General features: G+C 57.5%; 26 protein-coding genes. 14 read left to right on the forward strand and 12 right to left on the reverse strand.

The features are described from left to right. Positions 1-19 precede the first annotated feature (19 nt). The 3 genes from TK42_RS02920 (at position 20) to rssC (ending at position 2,705) form a co-directional block, all read left to right on the forward strand. Complete coding sequence (locus TK42_RS02920) at positions 20-709, forward strand: VacJ family lipoprotein (RefSeq protein WP_005786208.1); 690 nt, start codon at positions 20-22, stop codon at positions 707-709. 332 nt (positions 710-1,041) lie between these two features. Beyond that, positions 1,042-2,223: a two-component system response regulator RssB gene (gene rssB / locus TK42_RS02930; RefSeq protein ID WP_103733545.1), complete on the forward strand. Its 1,182-nt coding sequence runs from the start codon at positions 1,042-1,044 to the stop codon at positions 2,221-2,223. Further along, on the forward strand, positions 2,223-2,705 hold the full coding sequence (gene rssC / locus TK42_RS02935; RefSeq protein WP_010212025.1) for an anti-sigma factor antagonist RssC: 483 nt from the start codon (positions 2,223-2,225) through the stop codon (positions 2,703-2,705). Before rssB ends, rssC begins: the two co-directional genes overlap by 1 nt. A 200-nt stretch (positions 2,706-2,905) precedes the next feature. Here the strand turns inward: rssC and tal are convergent, their stop codons facing one another. The 4 genes from tal to TK42_RS02955 form a co-directional block, all read right to left on the reverse strand. Next, entirely contained in the window at positions 2,906-3,832 is a 927-nt protein-coding gene (gene tal, locus TK42_RS02940; RefSeq protein WP_103733546.1) for a transaldolase, read from the reverse strand. A 475-nt stretch (positions 3,833-4,307) separates the two neighbouring features. Continuing rightward, on the reverse strand, positions 4,308-5,294 hold the full coding sequence (gene dusA / locus TK42_RS02945) for a tRNA dihydrouridine(20/20a) synthase DusA (protein WP_103733547.1): 987 nt from the start codon (positions 5,292-5,294) through the stop codon (positions 4,308-4,310). A 452-nt stretch (positions 5,295-5,746) separates the two neighbouring features. Continuing rightward, positions 5,747-6,229 carry a type II toxin-antitoxin system antitoxin SocA domain-containing protein gene (locus tag TK42_RS02950; protein ID WP_103733548.1) on the reverse strand — a complete coding sequence of 161 codons (483 nt, stop codon included), beginning with the start codon at positions 6,227-6,229 and terminating at the stop codon, positions 5,747-5,749. A 1-nt stretch (position 6,230) separates the two neighbouring features. Then, entirely contained in the window at positions 6,231-7,220 is a 990-nt protein-coding gene (locus TK42_RS02955) for a hypothetical protein (protein WP_103733549.1), read from the reverse strand. Positions 7,221-7,458: 238 nt separating this feature from the next. On the opposite strand from TK42_RS02955, the gene TK42_RS02960 reads away from it, so the two are divergent. Further along, positions 7,459-7,824: a DUF6124 family protein gene (locus TK42_RS02960; RefSeq protein WP_103733550.1), complete on the forward strand. Its 366-nt coding sequence runs from the start codon at positions 7,459-7,461 to the stop codon at positions 7,822-7,824. 147 nt (positions 7,825-7,971) lie between these two features. Beyond that, positions 7,972-8,190, forward strand: coding sequence for a hypothetical protein (locus tag TK42_RS02965; protein WP_080889019.1), 219 nt, complete (start codon positions 7,972-7,974; stop codon positions 8,188-8,190). Positions 8,191-8,287: 97 nt separating this feature from the next. Here the strand turns inward: TK42_RS02965 and TK42_RS02970 are convergent, their stop codons facing one another. After that, positions 8,288-9,475 carry an MFS transporter gene (locus TK42_RS02970; RefSeq protein ID WP_103733551.1) on the reverse strand — a complete coding sequence of 396 codons (1,188 nt, stop codon included), beginning with the start codon at positions 9,473-9,475 and terminating at the stop codon, positions 8,288-8,290. Positions 9,476-9,957: 482 nt separating this feature from the next. On the opposite strand from TK42_RS02970, the gene mqo reads away from it, so the two are divergent. After that, a complete protein-coding gene (mqo, locus tag TK42_RS02975) occupies positions 9,958-11,604 on the forward strand; it encodes a malate dehydrogenase (quinone) (RefSeq protein ID WP_103733552.1) in 1,647 nt (548 codons plus the stop codon). Positions 11,605-11,664: 60 nt separating this feature from the next. Here mqo and TK42_RS02980 read toward each other — a convergent pair whose 3' ends face one another. Next, positions 11,665-12,513, reverse strand: a complete 849-nt coding sequence (locus TK42_RS02980; protein WP_103733553.1) for a LysR family transcriptional regulator — start codon at positions 12,511-12,513, stop codon at positions 11,665-11,667. Between the two features lie 128 nt (positions 12,514-12,641). Between TK42_RS02980 and TK42_RS02985 the strand changes: the two genes are divergently transcribed. The 4 genes from TK42_RS02985 to TK42_RS03000 all read left to right on the forward strand — a co-directional run bounded on the left by TK42_RS02985 (position 12,642) and on the right by TK42_RS03000 (position 15,997). Continuing rightward, the gene (locus TK42_RS02985) at positions 12,642-13,637 is read left to right on the forward strand and encodes a hypothetical protein (protein ID WP_103733554.1); all 996 of its coding nucleotides are present in this window, start codon (positions 12,642-12,644) and stop codon (positions 13,635-13,637) included. A 215-nt stretch (positions 13,638-13,852) separates the two neighbouring features. Then, a complete protein-coding gene (locus tag TK42_RS02990; RefSeq protein WP_248128202.1) occupies positions 13,853-14,635 on the forward strand; it encodes a 2OG-Fe(II) oxygenase family protein in 783 nt (260 codons plus the stop codon). Further along, complete coding sequence (locus TK42_RS02995; protein WP_103733556.1) at positions 14,632-15,537, forward strand: DMT family transporter; 906 nt, start codon at positions 14,632-14,634, stop codon at positions 15,535-15,537. Before TK42_RS02990 ends, TK42_RS02995 begins: the two co-directional genes overlap by 4 nt. A 130-nt stretch (positions 15,538-15,667) precedes the next feature. Then, on the forward strand, positions 15,668-15,997 hold the full coding sequence (locus TK42_RS03000) for a YXWGXW repeat-containing protein (RefSeq protein WP_005786252.1): 330 nt from the start codon (positions 15,668-15,670) through the stop codon (positions 15,995-15,997). A gap of 54 nt (positions 15,998-16,051) precedes the next feature. Here the strand turns inward: TK42_RS03000 and TK42_RS03005 are convergent, their stop codons facing one another. The 4 genes from TK42_RS03005 to TK42_RS03020 form a co-directional block, all read right to left on the reverse strand. Next, complete coding sequence (locus TK42_RS03005; protein ID WP_103733557.1) at positions 16,052-16,447, reverse strand: PIN domain-containing protein; 396 nt, start codon at positions 16,445-16,447, stop codon at positions 16,052-16,054. Beyond that, the gene (locus TK42_RS03010; protein WP_078820648.1) at positions 16,444-16,701 is read right to left on the reverse strand and encodes an AbrB/MazE/SpoVT family DNA-binding domain-containing protein; all 258 of its coding nucleotides are present in this window, start codon (positions 16,699-16,701) and stop codon (positions 16,444-16,446) included. The genes TK42_RS03005 and TK42_RS03010 overlap by 4 nt, the downstream gene beginning before the upstream one ends. A gap of 170 nt (positions 16,702-16,871) precedes the next feature. Beyond that, positions 16,872-18,245 carry a nucleotide 5'-monophosphate nucleosidase PpnN gene (gene ppnN / locus TK42_RS03015; protein WP_032877195.1) on the reverse strand — a complete coding sequence of 458 codons (1,374 nt, stop codon included), beginning with the start codon at positions 18,243-18,245 and terminating at the stop codon, positions 16,872-16,874. 148 nt (positions 18,246-18,393) lie between these two features. Continuing rightward, on the reverse strand, positions 18,394-19,218 hold the full coding sequence (locus TK42_RS03020; RefSeq protein WP_103733558.1) for an aspartyl/asparaginyl beta-hydroxylase domain-containing protein: 825 nt from the start codon (positions 19,216-19,218) through the stop codon (positions 18,394-18,396). 276 nt (positions 19,219-19,494) lie between these two features. Here TK42_RS03020 and fabV point away from each other — a divergent pair, with 276 nt between their 5' ends. Both fabV and TK42_RS03030 read left to right on the forward strand, forming a co-directional pair. Continuing rightward, a complete protein-coding gene (gene fabV, locus TK42_RS03025; RefSeq protein WP_032881058.1) occupies positions 19,495-20,688 on the forward strand; it encodes an enoyl-ACP reductase FabV in 1,194 nt (397 codons plus the stop codon). 208 nt (positions 20,689-20,896) lie between these two features. Next, on the forward strand, positions 20,897-21,538 hold the full coding sequence (locus TK42_RS03030) for an HAD family phosphatase (RefSeq protein ID WP_103733559.1): 642 nt from the start codon (positions 20,897-20,899) through the stop codon (positions 21,536-21,538). Here TK42_RS03030 and TK42_RS03035 read toward each other — a convergent pair. Further along, positions 21,516-22,421 (reverse strand): LysR family transcriptional regulator, encoded by a 906-nt coding sequence (locus tag TK42_RS03035; protein WP_032877192.1) that lies wholly within the window; start codon positions 22,419-22,421, stop codon positions 21,516-21,518. The two genes, TK42_RS03030 and TK42_RS03035, sit on opposite strands and share 23 nt — an antisense overlap. Positions 22,422-22,523: 102 nt before the next feature. Here TK42_RS03035 and TK42_RS03040 point away from each other — a divergent pair, with 102 nt between their 5' ends. After that, a complete protein-coding gene (locus tag TK42_RS03040) occupies positions 22,524-23,693 on the forward strand; it encodes an aspartate aminotransferase family protein (RefSeq protein WP_103733560.1) in 1,170 nt (389 codons plus the stop codon). Between the two features lie 123 nt (positions 23,694-23,816). On the opposite strand, the gene punR is transcribed toward TK42_RS03040, so the two are convergent. Beyond that, a complete protein-coding gene (gene punR / locus TK42_RS03045) occupies positions 23,817-24,731 on the reverse strand; it encodes a DNA-binding transcriptional activator PunR (protein ID WP_032877190.1) in 915 nt (304 codons plus the stop codon). A 122-nt stretch (positions 24,732-24,853) separates the two neighbouring features. Between punR and punC the strand changes: the two genes are divergently transcribed. Next, positions 24,854-26,038 (forward strand): purine nucleoside transporter PunC, encoded by a 1,185-nt coding sequence (gene punC, locus TK42_RS03050; protein ID WP_005786270.1) that lies wholly within the window; start codon positions 24,854-24,856, stop codon positions 26,036-26,038. Positions 26,039-26,152: the final 114 nt, after the last annotated feature.

The following is a 26,152-nucleotide window of genomic DNA, read 5'->3' on the forward strand; positions in this document are numbered from 1 at the left end:
CATTCAAGGAGCAAAAGCTATGCGCTGGAGCCACTACTTCGCTCAGCTATCGGTGTGTGCCACCATCCTATTGGCACCGTTTGCCGCTCAAGCCGCGTCGGAAGATGATCCATGGGAAAGCGTCAACCGCCCGATCTTCACCTTCAACGACACCGTTGATACCTACGCCCTCAAGCCGATCGCCCAGGGCTATCAGTTCGTCACCCCGCAGTTTGTGCAGGACGGCGTTCACAACTTCTTCCGTAACATCGGCGATGTCGGCAACCTGGCCAACAACGTGCTGCAACTCAAGCCGCACAATGCAGGCGTCGACACCGCTCGCCTGTTGGTCAACACCACCTTTGGCGTGCTGGGCTTTATCGATGTCGGCACCAAAATGGGGCTGCAGCGCAGCGACGAAGACTTCGGCCAGACCCTCGGCTACTGGGGCGTCGGCAGCGGCCCCTACGTGATGATCCCATTGCTGGGCCCAAGCACCTTGCGTGATGCGCCGTCCAAGTACGTCGACAGCTACACCCAGCCGTACCGCTACATGAACGACATCGGCTGGCGTAACAGCACCTTCGGCCTCAACGTCGTTGACGTGCGCGCCAGCCTGCTCGACAGCGAGAAGCTGATCAGCGGCGACAAGTACACCTTTATCCGTAACGCCTACCTGCAGAACCGTGAGTTCAAGGTCAAGGATGGCAAGGTAGTCGACGACTTTTAAGCTGTAACTTCCTGAAATAAACCAAGGCGACCTTCTGAAGGTCGCCTTTTTTATGTGTGCTCCAACCTTACTTTGTGTTGTGGTCCAAGCGGTTCTTATAACTCCCGGTGATTTGCAGGGTAAAGACGCCCGGCGACCATCGCCATGAGCTTGAAACCCCTCACGGATGGGAGTACCGTCTGCGCCTTAGAAGGGCACCTCTGCTTTACCGTTGTGCATGGGCGAAATCCCAATGCTTTGTAGGACAGAGAGGCTAGAAAGCGAATCCAGTACGTGAGCCCGGCCATTGCCGAGCCGCCTACGCCAACCTAATTCTGGCGCCGTTTGCCCACATGCAAAAAACCAGTGCCACGCTGCTGATAATCGATGACGACGAAGTAGTGCGCGCGAGCCTCGCGGCCTACTTGGAAGACAGTGGCTTCAGCGTCCTGCAGGCCAGTAATGGCCAACAGGGTCTCCAGGTATTCGAGCGCGACAAGCCCGACCTTGTGATCTGCGACCTGCGCATGCCCCAGATGGGCGGCCTGGAGCTGATTCGCCAGGTGACCGAGCTTGCCCCGCAAACGCCGGTGATTGTCGTGTCCGGTGCCGGTGTCATGAACGACGCTGTCGAAGCCCTGCGCCTGGGCGCTGCCGATTACCTGATCAAGCCCCTGGAAGACCTGGCCGTGCTGGAGCACTCGGTGCGCCGCGCCCTGGACCGTGCCCGCCTGCTCCTGGAAAACCAGCGCTACCGCGAAAAGCTCGAGACCGCCAACCGCGAGCTCGAAGCCAGCCTGAATCTGCTCCAGGAAGACCAGAACGCCGGTCGCCAGGTGCAGATGAACATGCTGCCGGTGAGCCCCTGGAGCATCGACGAGTTCAAGTTTGCCCACCAGATCATCCCGTCGTTGTACCTGTCGGGTGATTTTGTCGATTATTTCCGTGTGGATGAGCGACGCGTGGCGTTCTACCTGGCCGACGTTTCCGGCCACGGCGCTTCTTCTGCCTTTGTGACCGTGTTGTTGAAGTTCATGACCACGCGGCTGTTGTTCGAGTCCAAGCGCAATGGCACCTTGCCGGAGTTCACCCCTTCCGAGGTGCTGGGCCACATCAACCGGGGCCTGATCAGCTGCAAGCTGGGCAAGCACGTGACGATGGTCGGCGGCGTGATCGACGAAGAAACCGGTCTTTTGACCTACAGCATTGGCGGTCACCTGCCGATGCCTGTTTTGTACACTCCTGACAGTGTGCGCTACCTGGAAGGGCGTGGCCTGCCGGTGGGCTTGTTCAATGAAGCCACCTACGAAGACCACATCCTGGAACTGCCGCCGATCTTCAGCCTGACGCTGATGTCCGATGGCATCCTGGACCTTCTTCCAGAGCCTACACTCAAAGAGAAAGAAGCCGCCTTGCCCCAAAAGGTCAAGTCGGCGGGCGGCAGCCTGGATGGCCTGCGGCAGGTTTTTGGATTGGCCACGCTAGGGGAGATGCCGGATGATATCGCCCTATTGGTGTTGAGCAGGAATCTTTGATGAGTACCGGAAGAATCCAATTCGCCGAGCAAGACGGGACCTTCGTCCTGAAGTTTGTCGGTGAAGTGCGCCTGACCTTGTGTTCGGCCCTGGATGCGACGATTGAGCGGATCTTCACAGCGCTGAACTTCTCGGCGATCGTGATCGACCTGACCGAAACCCGCAGCATCGACAGCACCACCCTGGGGCTGTTGGCCAAGCTGTCCATTCTGTCGCGGCAGAAGGTCGGCCTGTTGCCGACTGTGGTCACCACCCACGAAGACATCACCCGTCTATTGCAGTCGATGGGCTTTGACCAGGTGTTCAACATCGTTGACCGCCCAATTCCCTGCCCGGAATGCCTCACCGACCTGCCGTCGCAAGACCAGTCCGAAGAAATCGTGCGGGTCAAGGTGCTGGAAGCGCACAAGATCCTCATGGGCCTCAACGAGTCCAACCGCGAAGCCTTCCACGACCTGGTCAACGCCCTAGAGCGCCACTGACGGCTTCCCTGTCGAAACACATGCCCATGTGGGAGGGGGCTTGCTCCCGATAGCGGTGGATCAGTCAACAAATCCAGTGACTGGCACTCCGCTATCGGGAGCAAGCCCCCTCCCACAATTGACCTGCGATCGACTTGAAACTGGTACACAAAAAAGGGCGGCACCCTCACAGGTGCCGCCCTTTCTGCTGCTATCTGCCCTTACAGCTTGGCCGACAACAACGCCTCCAGCTTCTCCTGATCCCGAGCAAACTGGCGAATACCCTCTGCCAGCTTCTCAGTCGCCATCGCATCCTCGTTGGACTCCCAACGGAACTGCGCTTCAGTCATATGCACACTGGCCTCACCGGCATGGCCTGGCGCCAACTTGCGCTCCAGCTTGCCTTCATCGGCTGCCAGCTTCTCCAACAGGTCCGGGCTGATGGTCAGGCGGTCACACCCGGCCAGCTCTTCGATCTGGCTGAGGTTACGGAAGCTCGCACCCATCACCACCGTCTTGTAGCCGTTGGCCTTGTAGTAGTTGTAGATGCGCGTCACCGACTGCACGCCCGGATCATCGGAACCGGTGTAATCGTTGCCATTGGCCTTCTTGTACCAATCGTAGATACGGCCCACGAACGGCGAAATCAGAAACACACCCGCTTCGGCACAAGCCACGGCCTGCGCGAAGGAGAACAGCAGCGTCAGGTTGGTCTGGATGCCTTCTTTTTCCAGCTTCTCGGCGGCACGGATGCCTTCCCAGGTAGAAGCGATCTTGATCAGCACGCGGTCACGACCAACGCCGGCTTTGTCGTACAGGTCGATCAGACGGTGCGCACGCTTGAGAATCGCGGCCTCGTCGAACGACAGGCGCGCATCCACCTCAGTGGAAATACGGCCCGGCACTACTTTGAGAATTTCTTGACCCACCGCCACCGCAAAGCGGTCACTGGCCAGGCCCACGTCGCCGTTGCAGTCTTGCACACACTCATCCAGCAGCTTGGCATAGCCCGGGATCGACGCAGCCTTGAGCAGCAGGGAAGGGTTGGTGGTCGCGTCTTGTGGCTTGAGCTTGGCGAGGGTGGAAAAATCGCCGGTATCGGCTACGACAGTGGTGAATTGCTTGAGTTGTTCCAGCTTGGAAGTCATGGGCGTGCTCTGTCCTGTGGGTCTGATGACATTACCCGAGCGCTGGCAAGCGCTCAAGGGCGCAAATGCGTTAGGTCGTTTGCGAGGGCAATAACCTGGAAACGGCCGTTTGAATTACCGGCCGTGGTGCTTAATAGGAGGGCAAAATCGTTGGCAGGTTCAACCCAACTGCCCGATAACCACCCCAATCAAACTGTGAGAGCCGGCTTGCCTGCATGACGCCAGCCCAGCCACTGACATTCACCTGACCCCCATCAGTCAAACTGTGGGAGCTGGCTTGCCTGCGATGACGCCAGTCCAGCCACTGACATTCACCTGACACACATCGCTCAAAACTGTGGGAGCTGGCTTGCCTGCGATGACGCCAGTGCAGCCACTGATATTCACCTGACACGCATCGCTCAAAACTGTGGGAGCGGGCTTGCTCGCGAAAGCAGCCTGTCAGCCCCAAATACCCCCACTGACACCCAACCCGTCACCGCCCCTCCAACAACTCCCCCGCCTGATCCAGCAACGCCAACGGATCCACCGCCTTATGAATATCCACCGACAACAATTGCCGAAACTTACGCGCCCCCGGGAAACCGGTTCCCAGCCCCAGAACATGGCGCGTGATGTGATGCATCGAGCCACCTGTTGCCAAGTGCTCGGCTATATACGGGCGCAACTGTGCCAGCGCCTCGGCGCGGGTGATGACAGGCGCAGTGCTGCCAAACAGCTGTTGATCCACCTCGGCCAGCAAATACGGATTGTGATAAGCCTCCCGCCCCAACATCACCCCATCAAACGTCTGCAAATGCTCCTGGCACTGCTCCAACGTCTTGATCCCACCGTTGAGATTAATCTCCAACTCCGGAAAATCCCGCTTCAACTGCGCCGCCACGTCATAACGCAAGGGTGGAATGTCACGGTTCTCCTTGGGCGACAACCCCTCCAGAATCGCAATCCGCGCATGCACGGTAAAACTGGTGCAACCCGCGTCTTTCACCGTCCCGACGAAATCACACAGCTCGGCATAACTGTCCCGGCCATTGATGCCGATACGATGCTTCACCGTCACGGGGATCGACACCGCATCGCGCATCGCCTTTACACAGTCCGCCACCAGGGCAGGGTGCGCCATGAGGATCGCGCCGATCATGTTGTTCTGCACCCGGTCGCTGGGGCAACCGACGTTCAGGTTCACTTCATCGTAACCGGCGGCCTCGGCCATGCGGGCGCAGGCGGCCAGATCGGCTGGGACACTGCCGCCCAATTGCAGCGCCAGCGGGTGCTCGGCTTCGTTGTGGCGCAGGAAACGGTCGTGATCGCCGTGGAGGATAGCGCCGGTGGTAACCATCTCGGTGTAGAGCAGGGCGTGTTTGGAGAGCAGGCGCAGGAAGAACCGGCAGTGGCGGTCGGTCCAGTCCATCATGGGGGCGACGGAGAAGCGGCGGGAGAGTGGGGCGGTTTGTAGGGGCATGGGGGATCTGAGTCAGCGAGGCGGAGGGGGCGCAGTTTATCAGGAACGGATCTTGGGTGTCGGAGAGGCAAGTTTTGCGCGCATTACCACTTCGAACGAGGGCGTTGCCGTGTGTGGGATACGCCAAGGATCTGCAGTCGATCCCCCCCGGCCAAAGTCAGTAGCCACTAAAGAGCACGTCATTTTCGTTTTGATGCTGACATGCTGGAGCGATTCAAGGCTTCTGGACGGGCTGGGAAACGTGGATGAACGCCGCTTTGGCCGATTGGCTCAATACGCATATACCAGATGAACTGACGGATTAGTCGTTAAAAATCATTCTTAAGAATAAGCCGCCGATTGAGACGGCTTTTTGTTGACTGGTGATTGGCTTTTTTCAGCGGCGGATAAATAAACCTGTCCCCGTTTGCCGTCCCCGTTTGCTATATCTCTAACGTCAATGTTGTTGTTTGTTAAGGGGCTTCTGTATTGTCCAAGTACTCTTTGTACTCCTCGGCTTTCTTTATAAGGTTGAGTGTATGAAATTTTTCACTTGAAATTACGGGGTACGTTGAAGCTACTAGTTTTACTAGGTCATTGTGTTTTTTGTTTTTTGTGGCTTCTATTACAAAGTCGAGTATTTTTATGGTTTCGGCGTCTAGATGATTTTTCTTTTCTTCAGTTGTTTCTAAGGTTGTTAGTTTTTTTCCGCGTTCAGTTAGTGTGGTGGTTATCTTTATGCTCTTTTCTTTTTCTGACTCTTTCAGTATTAACGAGTTGTAAGGGCCGTTAAGGTTAAAGAACCACTCTATGTTGGTAATTTGTTTTTTATTTGTTATTGATTCCTTCCAGTCGGCGAGATAGATTGTTTTTATTAGTCTTGAGAGTGATATTTTTTTGGATGGTTGGTGTTTTGCTATTATGTAATTAATTATTTCAATTAGAGTGTTTTTCATATTAGAACCCTGCCTTCTTGGCGATCTCGAGACTAACCATGTGCGGTCTAAGTGCGTCTAAAAGATTGGCGATTGTCCTTGATTCATTTTTTCCAAAATCTGCATCAATGGTTGCTATATTCGGTAGGTCGGTATTGGTAGACTCAAAAACTATGATCGCTACTGAGGCGCTTTTGCTGTTCTTAACTCGAACGCAATGTAATGAACGGCTTTTCATGCCTATAGCGCGCAGGGTAGTATCTGAGATTTTTCCGGCTTTTGCGTTTGCCGCTACCCAGTTTTCTATATTGATGAGTGGATCTGGAAGGCCAGTTACAGTGGCTTTCCCTAGTGTCCAAGCATGTCCAATTAAACCTGACTCCTTAGCATACATTTTTTTGGGGAACTCCGTGTGCTTCTCGTTATCGGAGTGTCTACCAACGCACCGGAAGTGGTCAAGTTCTAATACGTATAAGCTGATTCGCTCTGTTACGCCATATTTTAGTTTTCTATAGGTTGAGTAGATAAACTTGCTAAACAAATCGGTGCAATCAATTATTTTGCTGTCGTGCTGGCGTCGAAGGTTTTCTATTTCTTGTGTTAATCTTTTATTTTGTCGCTTTAAGATTATGTCACTCATGCTGTTTGAGCAAAGAATCCACGTTGCCATAACTATCGCAGACACAGCTAGAACGAGCGTGATGCTAGCTACGCTAAAGTTTTCGATGATTGCTGCTCTTGCTGGTGCTGGTGTTAGTCGACGTACAGATGCTTTTAAGTCGTCGTTTAGTGCTAGATAGCTAAATATAACTGAGCTTAAAATGGTTGGTATAAGATTGTATTTGCTTATTTGCAAAATCTTGTTGCTTATCGCTGTTCCTATTTTGTGTTTTGATCTGTTTAGGAGTCTGTTTATATGTACAAGCCATTTCTCTATGTTTTTATCTGCTTCAATATCCATAGGGGTTAGCAGAGGGCTTATTTTTATTTTGGGTTCCATGTCGATCGACATACATCAAATCCATTGAGGGTACATAGATCTAATGATATCAATTTGATATCTATAAATAAAGCCCAGAAATTTTTTAGCGCAGGCCCACTTTTCTAGGAGATTTCCCACACCTTTCTCGGCTTGCCCCTCAGGCCACCCATAGCTAACCTCCTCACGTCACTTCAAACCCAGTGGCCGGAGGTGGAAGTCCGTATTGCTAAGGCGTTTTTAACTCCCGTGAACATTTGGAGCTTCGCCCATGCACAACAACACACGCAGTTTCTCTCTTGATCAAACCGTATCGTCCGCCGATCCCAAGCTTCTAGCCGCAGCCCACCGAGCAATCCATCATCACTTGCCCCCATCCGACGACGCTGCGCCCGCAGAACACCCAAGCAACAACCTATTCCTCGTAAACCCAATCCTCGACCCTGAAACCCTCCTGGCTAACGCCGCCGAAAACCTCGCAGCCGCCAACGAAATGGCCGCCACTTTGGCGTTCAACCTCGACGATTCCCAGCGCGCCATCGCCCTAGGCATTCAGCAGTTAATCGAGTTGAGCTCGCTGCTGGTTGATCGAGCCCAGGAGCAAGTTGCGCCTGTGACTGCCTCAGTCAAAGCCTGACAACCATCCCTGCCGCCTTAACCAGGGCGGCAACTTGAACTCATGCTGTCCCCCAGCAAAGTTTCATAATTCCCTGCGCCTTTGAGGCCTACGATTGCCTGCAAGAGAGGACCCCAGCGCCTCCAGCCCACAGGGAGTTGAAAAATCATGATCTCGAATCTCGTCAAAGTCGTGATGATCACCGGCACGTTGATGTTGAGTGCTTGTTCATCTTCACCAGCTGTGAATAGTGACCCGTGCTTTTCTGGTGGATGCCAGGCGTTTGGGGACCACAGCCCCGGCAAAGCCGCCAAGATGAATTTTGGCGGCAGTGGGCTGGGGAGTAGTTATGGGGAGTATGGTTCGGGGTTGTTGCATGATGATTGAAGGAGGGGGTCAGTCAGTGGTGTGTTGACTGGCCCATTGCTATCGGGGGCAAGCCCCCTCCCACATTGGATCTATGATCGGCGCAAAACTTGTGGCGTTAGTGGCCGCCTTTCATACGCCGAGCTATCAGGTAGAGGCCCAGGCCTACCAGGGCTGTCGCGGCGCCGATGTAGCCGGTGCTGGTCCAGCCGAGGCCGGCAGTGATGGCCATACCGCCAAACCACGGGCCCAGCGCATTAGCCAGGTTGAACGCGGCATGGTTGGACGCTGCCGCCAGGCTTGGCGCTTCGTGGGCAATGTCCATCAGGCGAATCTGCAACGGTGCTGCCAGCGCAACCATAGTGCCAACCAACCCCATGCTCAGCAGCACGCCCCATAGCGACGAGGCGGCTAAGGGGAAGAACAGCAGCACGGCCATCGACCACACCAATATCAAGCCTACGGCTCGAAACTGCATGCGATCAAACAGCTTGCCACCGGCAATGTTGCCGATAATCCCGCCGACGCCAAAGGCGGCGAGGCCAAACGGAATCCACTGTGGCGAGACTTTGGTCACTTCGAGCATGGTCGGCGCCAGGTAGCTGAATACGCAGAACATCCCGGCAAAGCCAATTGCACCGATGGACAGGGCCATCCAGACCTGGGGTTTGGTGAAGGCGCGCAGTTCCTTGCGCGGGTCGCTGCGTTGTTCGTCGTGGCGGTGGGGCACGAATTGCCAGACCAGGGCGATGGTGAGCAGGGCGATCACGCTGACCAGGGCGAACGCCGAGCGCCAGCCCAGGTGTTGGCCGAGGAAGGTGGCGATGGGGTTGCCGAGCAGCATGGCCAGGGTCAGGCCCATCATCACGCGGGCTACGGCGCCGGCACGTTTGTCGGTGGGCACCATGCTGGAGGCGACCACGGCGGCGATGCCGAAGTAGGCGCCGTGGGGCAGGCCGCTGATAAAGCGGAAGGCCACCAGCGAGCCGAAGGTGGGGGTGAAGGCGGTGGCGAAGTTGCCCAGGGCGTACAGGCCCATCAGCAACAGCAGCATGTGTTTGCGCAGCAGCTTGGCGCCGAGGATGGCCAGCAGTGGGGCGCCGACCATCACGCCCAGGGCGTAGGCGCTGATGGCGTGGCCGACTTGCGGTTCGCTCAGGCCCAGGTTCTGGGCGATGTCGGGCATCAGGCCCATGATGGCGAATTCGCCGGTGCCGATCGCGAAGGCGCCTACGGCCATGGCCGCTTCCATTTTCGCGGCGCTGCGCGCGGGCAGTACGTGCCCGGGTGTTTGCTGGGTAGTCATGGGTAACTCTGTGTGAAAGGTGTGCACGAAGGACAGCTGCCGATGCTACGCAGGCAACGGCGAAGGTGTCTAGAACCGCCATTTGCGTGAGAGTTCCGGGCCTGTGACCGCAGGTCGCGGCTGTCAGGCTTGACACCGGCGCATTAAAACCCGCGATTTAGGCCTGTCAATTGGCCAAACGGCGCATAAACGCTGTTTAGCGTGATATTCTGCGCGCCGTCTTGGTCTAGTCTTTCCCTGGTGCGTACACCCGTATACGTCCCAGCGGTTGGCTGTCGCCCAGGTAGCTGAAGCCAATAACGATAAGAAGTCAGCGCAGAAGGGACATAACAGTGAGGTCGATCCATCGGCCTTGTGTGCCCACCCTGCAGCCTTCATGTGAATGTGCAGACCCCGCGGTACGTTGCCTGACGTAGCGTGAACGAGGGTTACTCATGATCGGGGGCGGTAGGGCGGATGGCGTTTTATCATAGGTGCTACTGATGTTTAAAAAAGTAAACACTGCCCTGCTGGGGCTGGCTTTGTCGATGGGGATCACGTCCGTTCACGCGGAAGAGGCAAAGAAAGTCGATGTGCTGCTGATCGGCGGCGGCATCATGAGTGCGACCCTGGGTGTCTGGCTCAATGAGCTGGAACCAGACTGGTCGATGGAGATGGTCGAGCGCCTCGATGGCGTAGCCGAAGAAAGCTCCAACGGCTGGAACAACGCCGGTACCGGTCACTCGGCCCTGGCTGAGCTGAACTACACCCCGGAAGACAAGAACGGCAACGTTGAGATCCCGAAAGCTGTCGAGATCAACGAAGCGTTCCAGATTTCCCGTCAGTTCTGGTCCTGGCAGGTTCAGCAGGGCGTGTTGAAGAACCCGCGTTCGTTCATCAACTCCACACCGCACATGAGCTTTGTGTGGGGCGATGACAACATCAAGTTCCTGAAAAAGCGCTACGAAGCCCTGAAGGCCAGCCCGCTGTTCGCCGGCATGCAGTACTCCGAAGACCCGGCGCAGATCGCCAAGTGGGTTCCGCTGATGATGGAAGGGCGTGACCCGAGCCAGAAAATCGCGGCCACCTGGAGCCCGATCGGTACCGACGTGAACTTCGGCGAGATCACCCGCCAGTTCGTCGCTCACCTGCAAACCACGCCGAAGTTTGACTTGAAGCTGTCGAGCGAAGTGCAGGACATCACTCGCAACGACGACGGTTCGTGGCGTGTGAGCTACAAAAACCTCAAAGACGGCACCAAAACTGAAACCGACGCCAAGTTCGTGTTCATCGGCGCCGGCGGCGGTGCCTTGCACCTGCTGCAGAAGTCGGGCATTCCGGAAGCCAAGGAATACGCTGGCTTCCCGGTCGGTGGTTCGTTCCTGGTCACCGAGAACCCAACCGTTGCCGAACAGCACCTGGCCAAGGCCTACGGCAAGGCTTCGGTAGGTTCGCCACCGATGTCGGTTCCGCACCTGGACACCCGCGTGCTGGATGGCAAGCGTGTGATTCTGTTCGGCCCATTCGCGACCTTCTCGACCAAGTTCCTGAAAGAAGGCTCGTACCTGGACCTGCTGACCAGCACCACCACCCACAACATCTGGCCCATGACCAAAGTCGGTATTCGTGAATACCCACTGGTCGAGTACCTCGCCGGCCAACTGATGCTGTCCGATGACGACCGCTTCAAGGCGCTGCAAGAGTACTTCCCGAACGCCAAGCAGTCCGACTGGCGCCTGTGGCAAGCCGGCCAGCGCGTGCAGATCATCAAGCGTGACGAAGAGCTGGGCGGCGTGCTGAAGCTGGGCACCGAAGTAGTCAGCTCTGCCGACAACAGCATTGCCGGCCTGTTGGGTGCATCGCCAGGCGCGTCCACCGCGGCTCCGATCATGCTGACCGTGCTGCAAAAAGTCTTCAAGGACAAGGTAGCAAGCCCGGCCTGGCAGGAGAAACTGCACCAGATCGTGCCAAGCTACGGCACCAAGCTGAACGACAGCCCTGAAGCTGTTGCCAAGGAATGGGCCTACACTGCCGGTGTGCTGCAACTGACACCACCGCCAGCTATCCCGCAACTGGCTGCTCCACAGGCTACCGAGGCTGCCAAGCCTGCGGCTGAGCCAAGCAAGCCGGCGTCTGACCTGGCGCTGTAAGCAACACCCACGAAAAAGCCCGCTGAACCGGTGACGGTCAGCGGGCTTTTTTGTGGGCATTCAGAGGGTGAATCCCTTCTTGAGTTGCTCATGCAGATGAAGCGCCAGATGGTTTGCGCTATCGGACAACAAGTAGATGTGGTGGCGCGGCAATTCAGGCAGTTGAACGCCGGGGATATTTTGGGTCAGCCCAGCGGTTATTCGGCTTTCTTCAATCAGGCCAACGGCCAATCCGCAGATCACGGCGGTTTCTACCGCAGTAGAACTGGCACTTTCCAGCAGGACTCGATAGTAGGCGCCATGCTCTTTCAACGCCCGTATCGCCGAGGCTCGATAGGGGCATCCGGTTAATTGCACGGCGATAGGTAGCGGCGCCTGTTCCGGTGTTTTGAATTGGTCGGAAACAACCCATACAGGCTGTATCGAACCCAACTGTTCTCCCTGCTCCAAGGGCTGAGCACTGACGACCAATGCCAAATCAATCTGTTCCCGGCTGAACATGGTGAACAGTTCGCCACTGGATCTGGCTTCTATTTCCAACTCAAGCAAGGGATTGTCAGCGATAAGCTGCGGCAGGAAATCGCGCATGAAAGCCGGCGCATAAGAATCGGGAAGCCCCAGGCGAATCCTTCCTTGCATGCGCTGGGGGGTTAAGGAGGCCAGTAAGCGGTCGTGGCTCTTGAGAAAGTCGGTGGTTTCGCTGAGTAGTTTCTTGCCATACATCGTCAGCTCAACACCTTGGTTACTCCGGCTGAACAGGCGTTGGCCGACTAAGTCTTCCAGCTTTTGAATCTGCGTCGTAACGGTCGAAGCGCTCCGATGCACATGGCTCGCTGCTTCATTGAAGCGACGGAAGCGGGCGACCGCATGGAAGGTTCGCAGCAGATCGATATTGAGTTGCTTGCTCATGATTCTTCTTTTGAGGATTAGTGGTGCAGGTTATTCAAATATACAAAATCATGCATGCTGATTAGGCTTTGGGTCAAACAGGTTCGTATGTGCTTTCGCGCCTGACAATAAGAAAAAGGAGCCCATATATGGATATCAATGAGTTGGTAGCGTCATCGCTGAAAAACAACCACGGTTATGACGTCCAGATCTGGACGATTGAAAATGCCGAAAAGTACGCATCGACATCTACCGATCTCAAGGATCGAGATCGACAGGTCAGTGAAGAAATCCTTGGTTTGATGACCTCGTTGAATTTGGAGGGTGTGAACCGAGTTGACCTCTGTGCGGCACCCTGCGGCAATGGAGCATTAAGTGAGATTTTACGCGCCGTGGCGGATGATTTGGTCGGTCTGGTAGGTCAAGACCGTTTGCATTACGTCGAATTGGGACCAGAGCCGATCAAGACGTCCGTGCTGCTTCATCATCTGCTTGAGAACGGGGTGGGAGCTGTACATTACACGGCGGTTGATATCAACCGGGCCTCACATGACGTAATGCGTCGAGCGGTGGAACCACTGCTGGCAGCGCCTGAGAACTTTCGTTATTTGGCCACTGATTTCCGCGCGTTGTGCCGGGACGATATTGAATGTGGGCAGGACGTGACATTAGTCACGATGCTGGGGTTTCAGGAGGGAAATGAACTGCCTGAAACGATCGGCCAAATCATTCGCAAAATAGGTGGGACACGGACCTATGTCTTGTCAGAAATGCAGCTGTCCATCCCGGATGATGATGCGCATATTCATCGCTTTTATCGGCATCACTGCATGACTCGCTTTTCTGAGCTGGTGGGTTTGAAGCTCGGTTTTGACAAGGTCGGCAGCAATCATGAAGTCATCGTTTCAGACATTGAAGTCGATGATGATCGGTATCGCGTGGCGGCAACCTTGCTTCCTGTTCTCAGCGGTAAAGATGAAGGTTATTTGTTGACCAATGTGTGCTTGAAGTACACCCGCGAGCAATTTAGCCGCGTGCGTCAGGATTACGGTGGATGTCGCGTCATTGGTGAGTATTGCAGCGGTGACGGCAGCGTTCTCTACCAGTTATCGGAGTACCGAATGGATCACGGTATAGCCAATTGAGAGAGGAAGTCACGATGAAACAGCAAAGTGAGCTACCCGTATTCGCACAAGGGGCTGCACGCCTGAAGTCAGCCCTGCAAGCATCACTGGTTCCCGCATCCCGATGTAAGCATCCCGGGGCCCTGCTCGACACGTTGCAACACTGGAGTGACAGTTATTTGTGCAGTGATGGCCCATGCCTCACAGGTCATCGCAGCTTAGCGAACCTGGGGTACATGAGGTCGCCACTAGTAATTGCCCAGCCCGAGCAGTTGACGGCAGTGGCTCAGGTCTCGGGGCTGTTCAATGAGCAGGGCATCGCCGAGTTGAGGCGAGCGTGTTATCAGTTGGAGGCGGGGTCCAGCACCAGCGACTGGATTATCTCTAACCGTACCCGTGCGGCAACGCGGTCATCGACACTTATCCGGGAGATGATGGACAGTCGGGCGTTCCTGCTGGCGGTGTCAAAAATTGCAGGTGTGCCGCTGGTTCCGCACCCTTTCTTGCGCGCCCGTTCCCAGGTCAATTACTTCTACCCGCCCCAGGCTCAGCACGATAGGGCACAGATCGGTATGTGGCATACCGATGGAACCAGCTTTGTGCTGAACATAGTGCTGTCTGAGCCCAGCGAGTATGAAGGTGGAGAGTTCGTTTATTTTGAGGGCCCTGTGGAGCGCTTTGATGTCGCAAGCCTCAATGACAACGTGCGAAGCTGTGGTGTGAAAGCCAGTGGCGATGCGGTGTATATCTACGGCAGTCGAGTGTTTCATGGCGTGCGCCCACTCACTCAAGGCCGGCGCATGTCGTTGGTGTTGTCGTTTCACTGTCCTTACAGTCAGGCGGATGTCAATAAGTTCTGGCACTTGGCATCCGACGATGGCGTGCTGCGTACCATCAAGCCGTGGTTCCAGCTCAAGCGTGACCTGGTGCGATCCGCCAGCGAGCAATATCGGCGTTTGGGGATTGACCCCATCACGTTTGGCGAACTCGTGCCGTTGCAGTTGCAGGGGGCACGATGACGGCTCGTATCGGCTACACGCGGTTGTTACTGCTTCAGGTCGTCTTTGTCCTATCCTGGAGTTCCGGCTTTATAGGTGCCAAGTTAGGCGCGCAGAGTGCTGGAGCCTTCAACCTTTTGTTCTGGCGTTTTTTGTTGGTTTCGTTATGCCTGGCAGTGTTTTTGAACAGACGGTTGCTGAGGGTTTCCTGGCAGCAGATTCGTCATCACGCAGTTGTCGGGTTCCTGTCGCAGTTCCTATATTTGAGTTGCCTCTACGTGGCGATCCAGAACGGTCTACCGCCCGGGATCGCGGCGATCATTGCGGCGTTACAGCCGTTGATGACAGCGGCATTGTCGACAGGCATGGCGTCCGAGCGCAGTGGCGGCTGGCAGTGGTTGGGGTTGATGATCGGCTTTGTCGGTGTGTCGATTGTGATTGCCGGGCAGTATGGTGGTGGCGGGCAGGGTGTCGGGTTGGTCATGTATCTCTTGCCTCTGGTGTCGGCACTTGGGCTGACACTGGCGACCTTGTACGAGCGTCGTTCGGTGCAGACCCAGGACAGCGGGTTGGTATTGCCGCTGTTTATCCAGTCGCTGTTGACCTTGATAGGTTTTACCGCGGCCGTGATCTACACCGACACCCTGAGTATTCCCCATGACACCAACGTACTGATTTCGATTGTGTGGCTGACGGTGTTCTCCACCTTCCTCGCCTATTTGAGCCTGTGGATGCTGCTACGGGTGATGACGGCCACCCATGTGGCGGCGCTGGTGTACCTGGAGCCGCCGGTGACGTTGGTGTGGGCGGCGTTGATGTTTGGCGATGTGATCCACGCATCGACCTACGCGGGTATTGCCGTGGTCGTGGCGGGGTTGGTGCTGGTGCGCCTGAAGCGACCGACTGTCGCCTGTACTTACTGAGGCTGGCAGGTTCAGCAACCCGACAGACACCGCCTGTTAAAAAGTACCCAGGGCCAAGCAGGAGCGTGGCTGAAACAAGGGGGGATTTTTACCAGTGCAGGTGTTGGGCGTTCGCGCCCGAGGGTTTTGTATGTTGCTACGTTATGCAGCATTGGCCGCCATGGTGGTCGCCGCTTCCGGGTGTGTGCAGGAGCGTGTTGTGCATGAGCGCAGGCCGGTACAACACGAGTACGTTGATGTGGTGGCGCCGCAACCGCCGCCGGTGCAGGTGATCGAAGTGGAGCCTGCGGTGCGCGAAGGTTATATCTGGTCACGCGGTTATTGGCGTTGGGAAGGCGGGCGTTATGTGGCAGTGCATGGCCATTGGGAACCAGTGCGTCAGGGCTATCGTTATGTACACCCGCACTGGGTGCAGCGTAATGATGGCTACCACTGGCAGATCGGCGGCTGGGTTCGCTAACCCAACGCTTTCTCCCATTGGAGCGAGCTTGCTCGCTCCTACAAAAAAGCCGGCCTAGCCGATCCGTTTCATCCCCGCTGCCTTGGCCGCGTTCAGATCAAACGTTGCGGTGTACTCGCAACCGGCCGCGTGGCCACAGCGTTCGATCAGGCAGTCGGCAAAGTCCGCTTTGCTTGCGGTGAACCTGCGCAGGGCCTGCCAGATGATATCGGCGTGCTCGACGGTCAGTTCCCGTGTGTACAGCAAGGTTTCCAGCACCGTCACCACGTCGCTTTTGGTCGACTGGTAGCAGGACTGCAACACCCACACCAGCTCCGTAAGCGTCACCAGGCTGACAAAACCGGGTGAGGCGGCGGTGAGCGATTCGATCAGTTGGGATGCTTTAGCTGATTGAACCGGGTCGTCCTGGGTCACATAACGCACCAGCACGTTGGTATCCAGGCCGATCATCCAGCGGTTGCTCCCTGGGCCGCGATGGCTCGGTTCATGTCTTCGATAGACACGGTGTGAGCGGGTTTGCGGATCAATCCCTTGAGGTCCTTGACGGTTTTGCTGGCGGCGATCATGGAAAACTTGCCGTCTTCCAATTCGACGAATTCCACCCGGTCGCCTGTTTCCAGGCCCAGGGCTGTCCTGACCTGGACAGGGATGGTGATTTGCCCTTTTGAAGTGAGCGTGGCGGTAGCCATAGTGAAGATCTCCATCGTGATATTCCTTACCTTAGGGTAAGGAATGACAGAGGACAATATCCGTTGGTCCATAGGTCGCTCGCAGGTGTGAGTCAGTCGGTAGTAAAACCCTAGTCCGAATGCTCGATCCTCACACCGTTGGCTACGCCCCAAACAGATACAAACTATGACCTACCGCCGCTACCTCACTGCACCACGCGATAGCACGGCACATACGCCGCGCCGCCCGGCAGTTTCATGCGGTGCTGGGCCACGAACGCCTTCAATAATTCATCCAGCGGTTTCATGATCGCCGGGTCGCCGTGGATCTCATACGGGCCGTTCTCTTCGATCAGGCGGATGCCCTTGTCCTTGACGTTACCCGCCACAATCCCCGAGAACGCCCGGCGCAGGTTGGCTGCCAGTTCATGGGGCGGCAGCGCGTGGCTCAGTTGCAGGCTGGCCATGTTTTCGTGGGTAGGATCGAACGGGCGCTGGAAGCCTTCGTCGATCTTCAGCAGCCAGTTGAAGTGAAACGCGTCGTTACGCTCGCGGCGGAACTGCTTCACTGCCTTGAGGCCGGCCGTCATCTGGCGCGCCACTTCGGCGGGGTCGTCGATGATGATCTGGTAATGCTGCTGCGCCGCTTCGCCGAGGGTGGCGCCGACGAACGCGTGCAGCTGTTCCAGGTAAGGCGCGGCGTGTTTGGGCCCGGTCAACACCACCGGGAACGGCACGTCGCGGTTGTCGGGGTGCATCAGGATGCCCAGCAGGTACAAAAACTCTTCTGCCGTGCCGGCACCGCCGGGGAAGATGATGATGCCGTGGCCGACGCGCACGAAGGCTTCCAGGCGTTTTTCGATGTCCGGCAAAATCACCAGCTCATTGACGATGGGGTTCGGTGCTTCGGCGGCGATGATCCCAGGCTCGGTCAGGCCCAGGTAACGCCCGCCGGTGATGCGTTGCTTGGCGTGGGAAATGGTCGCGCCCTTCATCGGGCCTTTCATTACGCCGGGGCCGCAGCCGGTGCACACATCGAGGCTGCGCAGGCCCAGTTCGTGCCCGACTTTCTTGGTGTATTTGTATTCTTCGGTGTTGATCGAGTGGCCGCCCCAACACACCACGATCTTGGGCTCCACACCCGGGCGCAGCGTGCGGGCGTTGCGCAGCAGGTGGAACACGTAGTCGGTGATGCCTTGGGAGTTGCTCAGGTCGATGCGCTGGCTGTCCAGCTCGTTCTCGGTGTAGACGATGTCACGCAAGGCGCTGAACAGCATCTCGCGGGTGCTGGCGATCATCTCGCCATCGACAAAGGCATCGGCCGGGGCGTTGAGCAGTTCCAGGCGTACGCCGCGGTCCTGCTGGTGAATACGCACTTCAAAGTCTTTGTAGGCGTCGAGGATGGTCTTGGCGTTGTCGATATGCGCGCCGGTGTTGAGGATGGCCAAGGCGCATTGGCGGAACAGGGTGTAGATGCTGCCGGTGCCGGCTTCACTCAGTTGCTGCACTTCACGTTGGGACAGGGTTTCGAGGCTGCCCTTGGGGCTGACGGAGGCATTGATGACTTGACGTTGGAGCATTCTGATTCCTTGAAAGCACAGCCACCGCGCCCGTTTCGGGGCGATGGCTTGAGAATGGTGAGCGCCAATTAAGGTCGCACGAGACGGTTATTTACCTCAGGCGCAAGGCCCAGCGCAAATACCGTCCAGCACCATCATGCCGCAGAACTTACTGAATCAGCTTCCAGTTTTTGTAGAAAACCCGACGCAGGGTAAAGACCAGCCCGGCAAAGCCTGCGATCACGGCGTTGAGCACTGACGGCAGCAAGGTCGGGCGCACGATGTCGATGAACAGGCAGTAGCGCTTGGCGTCGTTTTTGTTGAAGGACGCATGCATCAGCGTGTCATCGAAGATAAACAGCGGGTCGTCGTGCCAGTAGTGCTTGTGCTTGCCTACCTGGATATACACGCCTTCGTGGTGGGGCGCCGGGGCCATGTTGTAGAGCACGCGGAACATCATGCGCAGGGGGCCGAAGTGAAAGGACGTGGAACGGTTCTCGTTGAATACCGAGACACCGATGGTCTTCACGAATGGCAATTTCTTGCGCAGTTGCGGGATATCCAGCGTGGTCTCGATGGGGCGGCCGTACCACTGGAAAAACAACATGCCGCGTTTCTTCTCGGCCATGCGTTCGTCCAGGTAACCGATGATTTCATCCTTGCGGGCCATGGCGTCGTCGATCACCTGTTGCAGGTCTTCGCGCCAGGCCGGTGGCAGGTCTTGCATCGTATAGACATGGCGGTTGCGGCTGCTCAGCAGATCGAGCAGGGTGTTGAACGGTGCCAGCACCCAGGTATTGCGACCGTTGCCGATGAAGTATTTCTTGATGGTGTCGCGGTCGTAGAGGCCGTTGCGCAGGAAGTCATAAACGCCGCAGCACACCACCAACAGCAGAAACACCAGGCAACTGCGCGGGAAACAATAGATCAACAGCAGAACGCCGAGAACCCACGCCAGGGACACCAGCTTTTTGCCGACAGCATTTTTGCTCATGAAACGAGGCTCCAAGGCCGAAACATATTGAAACAATATCGTCATCATAGGGGTTTCTGGCGCCGGCAGGCGTTTTTAAATAGGGTGAAATTGTGAAGCCGCTGCACAATTTGTAACCGTTGCCGTGCAGGCTTCGACGTTTTGTGGATTGAATTTTGAGAACAGAAGATTTGCGACTATCGTGACGCTTCGGTTTTTTGGACGTCATAGACCGGTACGATTGAAGTTGAATGGCCACCATTGGCCTTCGGCACCTTGGAAGAGGCAGAAATTTTTATGATCATCAAACCGCGGGTTCGTGGCTTTATCTGTGTGACCGCCCACCCTGTTGGCTGTGAAGCGAACGTCAAAGAGCAGATCGACTACGTAACCAAGAATGGCGTCATCGAAGGCGGCCCCAAGAAGGTGCTGGTCCTCGGCGCCTCCACCGGTTACGGCCTGGCCGCGCGCATCAGTGCTGCGTTTGGCTGTGGCGCCGACACCCTGGGCGTGTTTTTTGAGAAAGAAGGCGAAGAAGGCAAGCTGAGCTCCGCCGGCTGGTACAACAGCGCGGCATTCGAGAAGTTTGCCGTGGAAAAAGGCCTGTACGCCAAGAGCATCAACGGCGACGCGTTTTCCGACGAGATCAAGCGCCTGACCATCGACACCATCAAGAAAGACCTGGGCAAGATCGACCTGGTGGTCTACAGCCTGGCCGCGCCGCGCCGTACCGACCCGCAAGGCGTGGTGCACAACTCCACCCTCAAGCCAATCGGCAAGGCCGTGACCCTGCGCGGTATCAACACCGACAAGGGCGTAGTGGTAGACACCACTCTTGAGCCTGCAACCCAGGAAGAAATCGACGGCACCGTGAAGGTCATGGGCGGCGAAGACTGGCAGCTGTGGATCGATGCCCTGCGTGACGCCGATGTGTTGGCCGAAGGCGCCAAGACCACCGCCTTCACCTACCTCGGTGAGAAGCTGACCCAGGACATCTACTGGAACGGCTCCATCGGCGAAGCCAAGAAAGACCTGGACAAGAAAGTCCTGACCCTGCGCGAAAACCTGGCGGCGCTCAAGGGCGACGCCCGCGTGTCTGTGCTCAAGGCCGTGGTGACCCAGGCCAGCTCGGCGATCCCGATCATGCCGCTGTACCTGTCGTTGCTGTTCAAGGTGATGAAAGAGCAGGGCACCCACGAAGGCTGCATCGAGCAAGTCTACGGCCTGTTCAAGGACAGCCTGTACGGTAAAGAACCTAAGCTCGACGCCGATGGCCGCCTGCGCGCCGACCTGGCCGAGCTGGAACCGAAGGTCCAGGACGCCGTGGCTGCGTTGTGGAACCAGGTTACCGACGACAACGTCAATGAGATCAGCGACTTTGCCGGCTACAAGGCCGAGTTCCTGCGCTTGTTCGGCTTTGAAGTTGACGGCGTGGATTACGACGCGGATGTGAACCCGACCGTCAAAATCAACGGCCTGATCCAAGCTTAAGGTCTGATCCAGACCAAAATGTGGGAGGGGGCTTGATGGCGGTGTATCAGTCACTATCTTCAGTGGCTGACACCCTGCTATCGGGAGCAAGCCCCCTCCCACATTTGATCCGAGTCTTTTCAGACACTTCTTACGCCCCGACGCGCGCCTCTCTCTTCCAGATCTGCCAGACTCCAGCTGCTATCAAGCCACGCCAACGGAGGATCTGATGACGATTCGTGCAGTAGTTTTTGATTTCGGCGGTGTCCTGTTCGACTGGAGCCCGCAGCACCTGTACCGCAAGCTGATCGCCGATGAGGCGGAGCGGCAGTGGTTCCTCGACAACATCTGCACCCAGGCCTGGAACACCGAGCAAGATGCCGGTCGTACCCTGGCCGAAGCCACCCGCACCCTGATTGACCTGCATCCCGATCACGAACCCTTGATCCAGGCTTACTACGAGCGCTGGCACGAGATGCTGCGCGGTGAGTTAGCCGACGGCGTGGCGATTCTCAAGGCGTTGCACGAGGCCGATATGCCGTTGTTCGGGCTTACTAACTGGTCGGCGGAGACCTTCCCCTACGCCCGGGCCCACTATCCGTTCCTGCAACTCTTTCGAAACATCGTCGTGTCCGGCGAGTTGGAATTGATCAAGCCTGATCCTGCTATCTACCACGCCAGCCTTGATCAGATCCGCGCTCACCTGCCGGACATAAAACCGAATGAAGTGGTGTTTATTGACGATGTCGCCGGCAACACCGAGGCCGCTATCGCCTTGGGTTGGCAGGGCATTCATCATGTATCGGCCGAGCGTACCGCCGCGCGTTTGCGGGCGTTGGGCGTGGCCTTTAATGTGCCCACTTTTCCATGACGAAATCGACGAATGCCCGCAGCTTGGGCAGGCGGTAACGGTCATGGCGATACAGCAGGTGCATCGGGCGGCTGGGCAATTTATACGTGGTTAACAGGGCCACCAGCTTGCCGCTCTCCAGGTCCGGTTGCACCAAGGCGTCGGCCAGCATCGTGATGCCCATGCCGTTGACGGCCGCCTGGCGCAAGCCTTGCGAGCTGTTGATGGTCAATGACCCCGCCACCGGAACCTCCACCTCGCTGCCATCCTCGCTCATGCGCCACAGTTTGTCGGTGTCACGCCAGTTGTCGTTCGCAGGGTAGGCGAATGCCAGGCAGTCATGTTGTTGCAGGTCCTGCGGGGTCTGCGGCGTGCCGCGTCGCGCCAGGTAGGCAGGCGATGCGCAGAGGGTGAGCGTATAGGGCTGCATAGGCCGGGCGATCAGGCTGGAGGTCCCCAGTTCACCGAGACGGATCGCTACGTCGAAGCCACTGTCGACCAGGTCCATGCGTTCATTGCCCAGCACCACGTACAGGTCGATAAGCGGGTAGCGCTGGGAAAATTCGCTCAAGGCCGGCACCAGGCGTTCGGTGCCGAACACGGGAGGCGCTGTGATGCGCAGGCTGCCCTTAGGAGCTTCGCTGTGGATTTGCTCGGCCAGCAGTTCGGAGTCCGCCACCAGCCCCAGCACTTCCAGGCAGCGCTGATAATATTGGCCGCCAAATTCGGTCAGGTTCTGCTTACGCGTGGTGCGTTTGAGCAAGCTCACGCCCAGCCGTTGCTCCAGCGCCCGCAGATGGTTGCCCACCATGGTGGTCGACATCCCGCATTCTTGCGCGGCGGCAGTCATGCTGCCGGTTTCGACCACTTTCACGTACACCGACATTGCCTGGAACAGATCCATTATCAAGCCCTGGTTTAAAGTCATTGCAGATATTCGCAGTTTATCCAGCGCAGGTGGTTAACGATACTTCCATCACCGCAACGATGCACTGGAGCCGCAACCATGACCGCCGCCTGCCTGATGAGCACCTACCAACCCTTGGCCCTGAGCTTCACCCGTGGCCTGGGCACGCGCCTCTGGGACCAGCAGGGCCGCGAATACCTGGACGCTGTCGCCGGCGTGGCGGTGACCAATGTCGGCCATTCCCACCCCAGGCTGGTGGCAGCTATCAGCGAACAAGCCGGTTTGCTGCTGCACACGTCCAACCTCTACAGCATCGACTGGCAACAACGTCTGGCCCAACGCCTGGCGCAGCTGTCCGGGCTCGATCGCGCGTTCTTCAACAACTCCGGCGCCGAGGCCAACGAGACAGCGCTGAAACTGGCGCGCTTGCATGGCTGGAAAAAAGGCATTGAACAACCGTTGGTGGTGGTGATGGAGAACGCCTTTCACGGCCGCACGCTGGGCACCATGGCCGCCAGCGACGGGCCGTCGGTGCGCCTGGGCTTTCAGCGCCTGCCGGGGGATTTCATCAAGGTAGGCTTTGGCGATATGCAGGCTTTGGAGGTGATCACTGCGCAGTTCGGCACGCGCATCGCAGCTGTGCTGCTTGAGCCGATCCAGGGTGAAAGTGGTGTGGTGGTGGCGCCAGTGGGTTATCTCAAAGCCTTGCGCGACCACTGCACGCGCCACGGCTGGCTGATGATGCTCGACGAAATCCAGACCGGCATCGGGCGCACCGGCACCTGGTTTGCCTTCCAGCACGAAGGCATCGTGCCAGACGTGATGACGCTGGCCAAAGGCCTGGGCAATGGCGTGCCCATCGGCGCCTGCCTGGCCCGCGCCGCCGTCGCCGAGCTGTTCACCCCAGGCAGTCATGGCAGCACCTTTGGTGGCAACCCGCTGGCGTGCCGTGTCGGTTGCACCGTGCTGGATATCATTCATGAGCAAGGCTTGTTGCAAAACGCCGCACACCAGGGCGAACACTTGCTGGCGCGCTTGCGCATGGAGCTGGATGGGCACCCGCACGTCCGGGCAATTCGTGGCAAAGGCTTGATGATCGGGATTGAGCTGGCCAGCCCTTATCGCGACCTGGCCCAACGTGCCGCCCAGGAGCACGGGCTGCTGATCAACGTCACACGGGGCAAGATCATTCGCCTGTTGCCGCCGCTGACGTTGGATGCCAAGGAAGCCGAGATGATCGTACGGACCATCACCCGATTGCTGGATTGAAAACGCAATCAAAGTGTGGGAGGGGGGGCTTGCTCCCGATAGCAGTGTGTCAGCCACTGGAAATATTGACTGATACACCGCTATCGGGAGCAAGCCCCCTCCCACAGTGGTTCTGTGTGGGGTTCAGAGGGAGGGGCCATTCAGCCATTCCTGGTTCATGGTTTCGGTATCTCCCAGGTATTCCAGCAACCACGCCATGGCCGGCGAAAGCTTGCTCTGCGCCCACGCCACGCATGATGGGCTGGCTGGAAAGGGCCGGCTCAATTGCAGCGCCACCAACTCGCCGCGCTCGATCCATGGCAATACCTGATGGGCCGGCGCCATCCCTACACACAGCCCATCGCGTAGGCAATCCAGGGCCGAAGCCCAGTTGGGCACCACCAGGCGGCGCTGGTTATCCAGGGTCCAGGTGTCACGCTTGGGCAGATTGCGCGAGGTGTCAGTCATGCACAGTGAGGCGAAAGGGCGCAATTGGTCATCACTGAGCAAGCCTTCCACCGCCGCCAAGGGGTGCCGGGCACTGACCACACACAGCCAGTTCAACAGGCCCATGTCACGGAAGCTGAAGTGACTGGCCACCGGCACTGCGCTGGTGGCGCCGATCACGATGTCGGTGCGCTCATCGGCCAGCGCATCCCATACACCGTTGTACACCTCGTATTCGAGCAGCAGTTCCACCTCGGGAAACTGCCGATAGAAGTCCAGCACCAATTGGCGGCAGCGCTGGGGTTTGACGATGGAGTCCACCGCCACCTTCAACTGGCCGCTCCAGCCATTGGCCACCTGCTGGCACAAGCGTCGGGTGCCGAGCATTTTCTTCATCACGCTGCGGGCTTCGTCGATAAACAGGCGGCCTGCGGGGGTCAGTTCCACGTCGCGATGCCGGCGCACAAACAAGGGCACGGCCAGCCATTCTTCAAGTTGGCGTACGGTGTAACTGATGGCCGACGGTACGCGGTGCAGTTCCTGGGCGGCGGCGCTGAAGCTGCCGTGACGGGCGACGGCGTCGACCACATCCAGAGAATATTCCGACCACATGTGGGCTGCCTTCAAATTTATTGATGAGAGTGTCCAATTATTATCGCTTCACACAGATTTTGTCAGCTTCATAATGGGTGCCAGTCAGCAAATAGTTTGATGGCAGTTTTTACAAGGCTTCGATGAAAAATTCTTTTGGTTTTACCTGGTATCTGGCGGGGCTGAGTATGCTCGGCTATCTCGCCATGGACATGTACTTGCCGGCGTTTGGCGCCATGGGCGAGCAGTTGAATATTGGTGCTGGCGCGGTGGGCGCCAGCTTGAGCATTTTTCTCGCCGGCTTTGCGGTGGGGCAGTTGGTGTGGGGGCCGCTCTCGGACCGCCTGGGGCGCAAGCCCATTCTGCTCGCGGGCTTGAGTCTGTTTGTGCTCGGTTGCCTGGGCATGTTCTGGGTCGAGACCACCCCGCAACTGCTGGCGCTGCGCTTTATACAGGCGATTGGTGTGTGTGCCGCGGCCGTGAGCTGGCAGGCATTGGTGATTGATCGCTACCCGGCCGACAAGGCCCATCGCGTCTTCGCCAGCATCATGCCGTTGATGTCGCTGTCGCCGGCCCTTGCACCGTTGTTGGGTGCCATGGTGTTGAATCACTTTGGCTGGCAGGCGATCTTCGGCGTGTTGCTGGTGGTGTCACTATTGCTGCTGTTGCCGACCTTGTTCCTGCGTAGCCTGCCCAAGCGTGTGGAGCACAAGGGCGGACCCACGCGTCTGGGGTATGGACAGTTGCTCACCTCGCGGGTGTTTACCGGCAACGTGATGATTTTCGCCGCCTGTTCGGCCAGCTTCTTCGCATGGCTCACGGCCTCGCCGTTCATCCTCGGCGGCATGGGTTACAGCCCGAATGACATCGGCCTGAGCTACGTACTGCCGACCCTGGCGTTTCTCGTTGGCGGCTACAGTTGCCGCAGCGCCTTGCAGCACCTGGCGGGCAAAACCCTGTTGCCGTGGTTGCTGGGCGCCTATTGCCTGAGTATGGTGGCGTTGTACCTGGTGGCCACCTTGAGCGTGCCGACCCTGACCACCTTGCTGATTCCGTTCTGCCTGATGGCGCTGTGCAACGGCGCCAGCTACCCGATCGTGGTGGCGAATGCGCTGATGCCATTTGCCGAAAACTCCGGCAAGGCCGCGGCCCTGCAAAACACCCTGCAACTGGGCCTGTGCTTCCTGGCCAGCTTGTTGGTGTCGTCGATGATCGAGCAACCGCTGATGATCACAGTGATTGTGATGTTGGCGACGGCGCCGTTGGCGGTGTTGGGGTATTGGCTGGCGCGGCCGAAGCGCAATACTTCCGAACTGGCCAGCGCCTGAGCTGACAATACGATCAAACTGTGGGAGCTGGCTTGCCTGCGATAGCGGTCTGTCAGTTAGCCCATCTGGCACTGATACACCGCTATCGCAGGCAAGCCAGCTCCCACATTTTTT

The sequence above is a fragment of the Pseudomonas sp. GZJR-8 genome (assembly GCF_002916705.1).
GTDB lineage: Bacteria > Pseudomonadota > Gammaproteobacteria > Pseudomonadales > Pseudomonadaceae > Aquipseudomonas > Aquipseudomonas synxantha_A.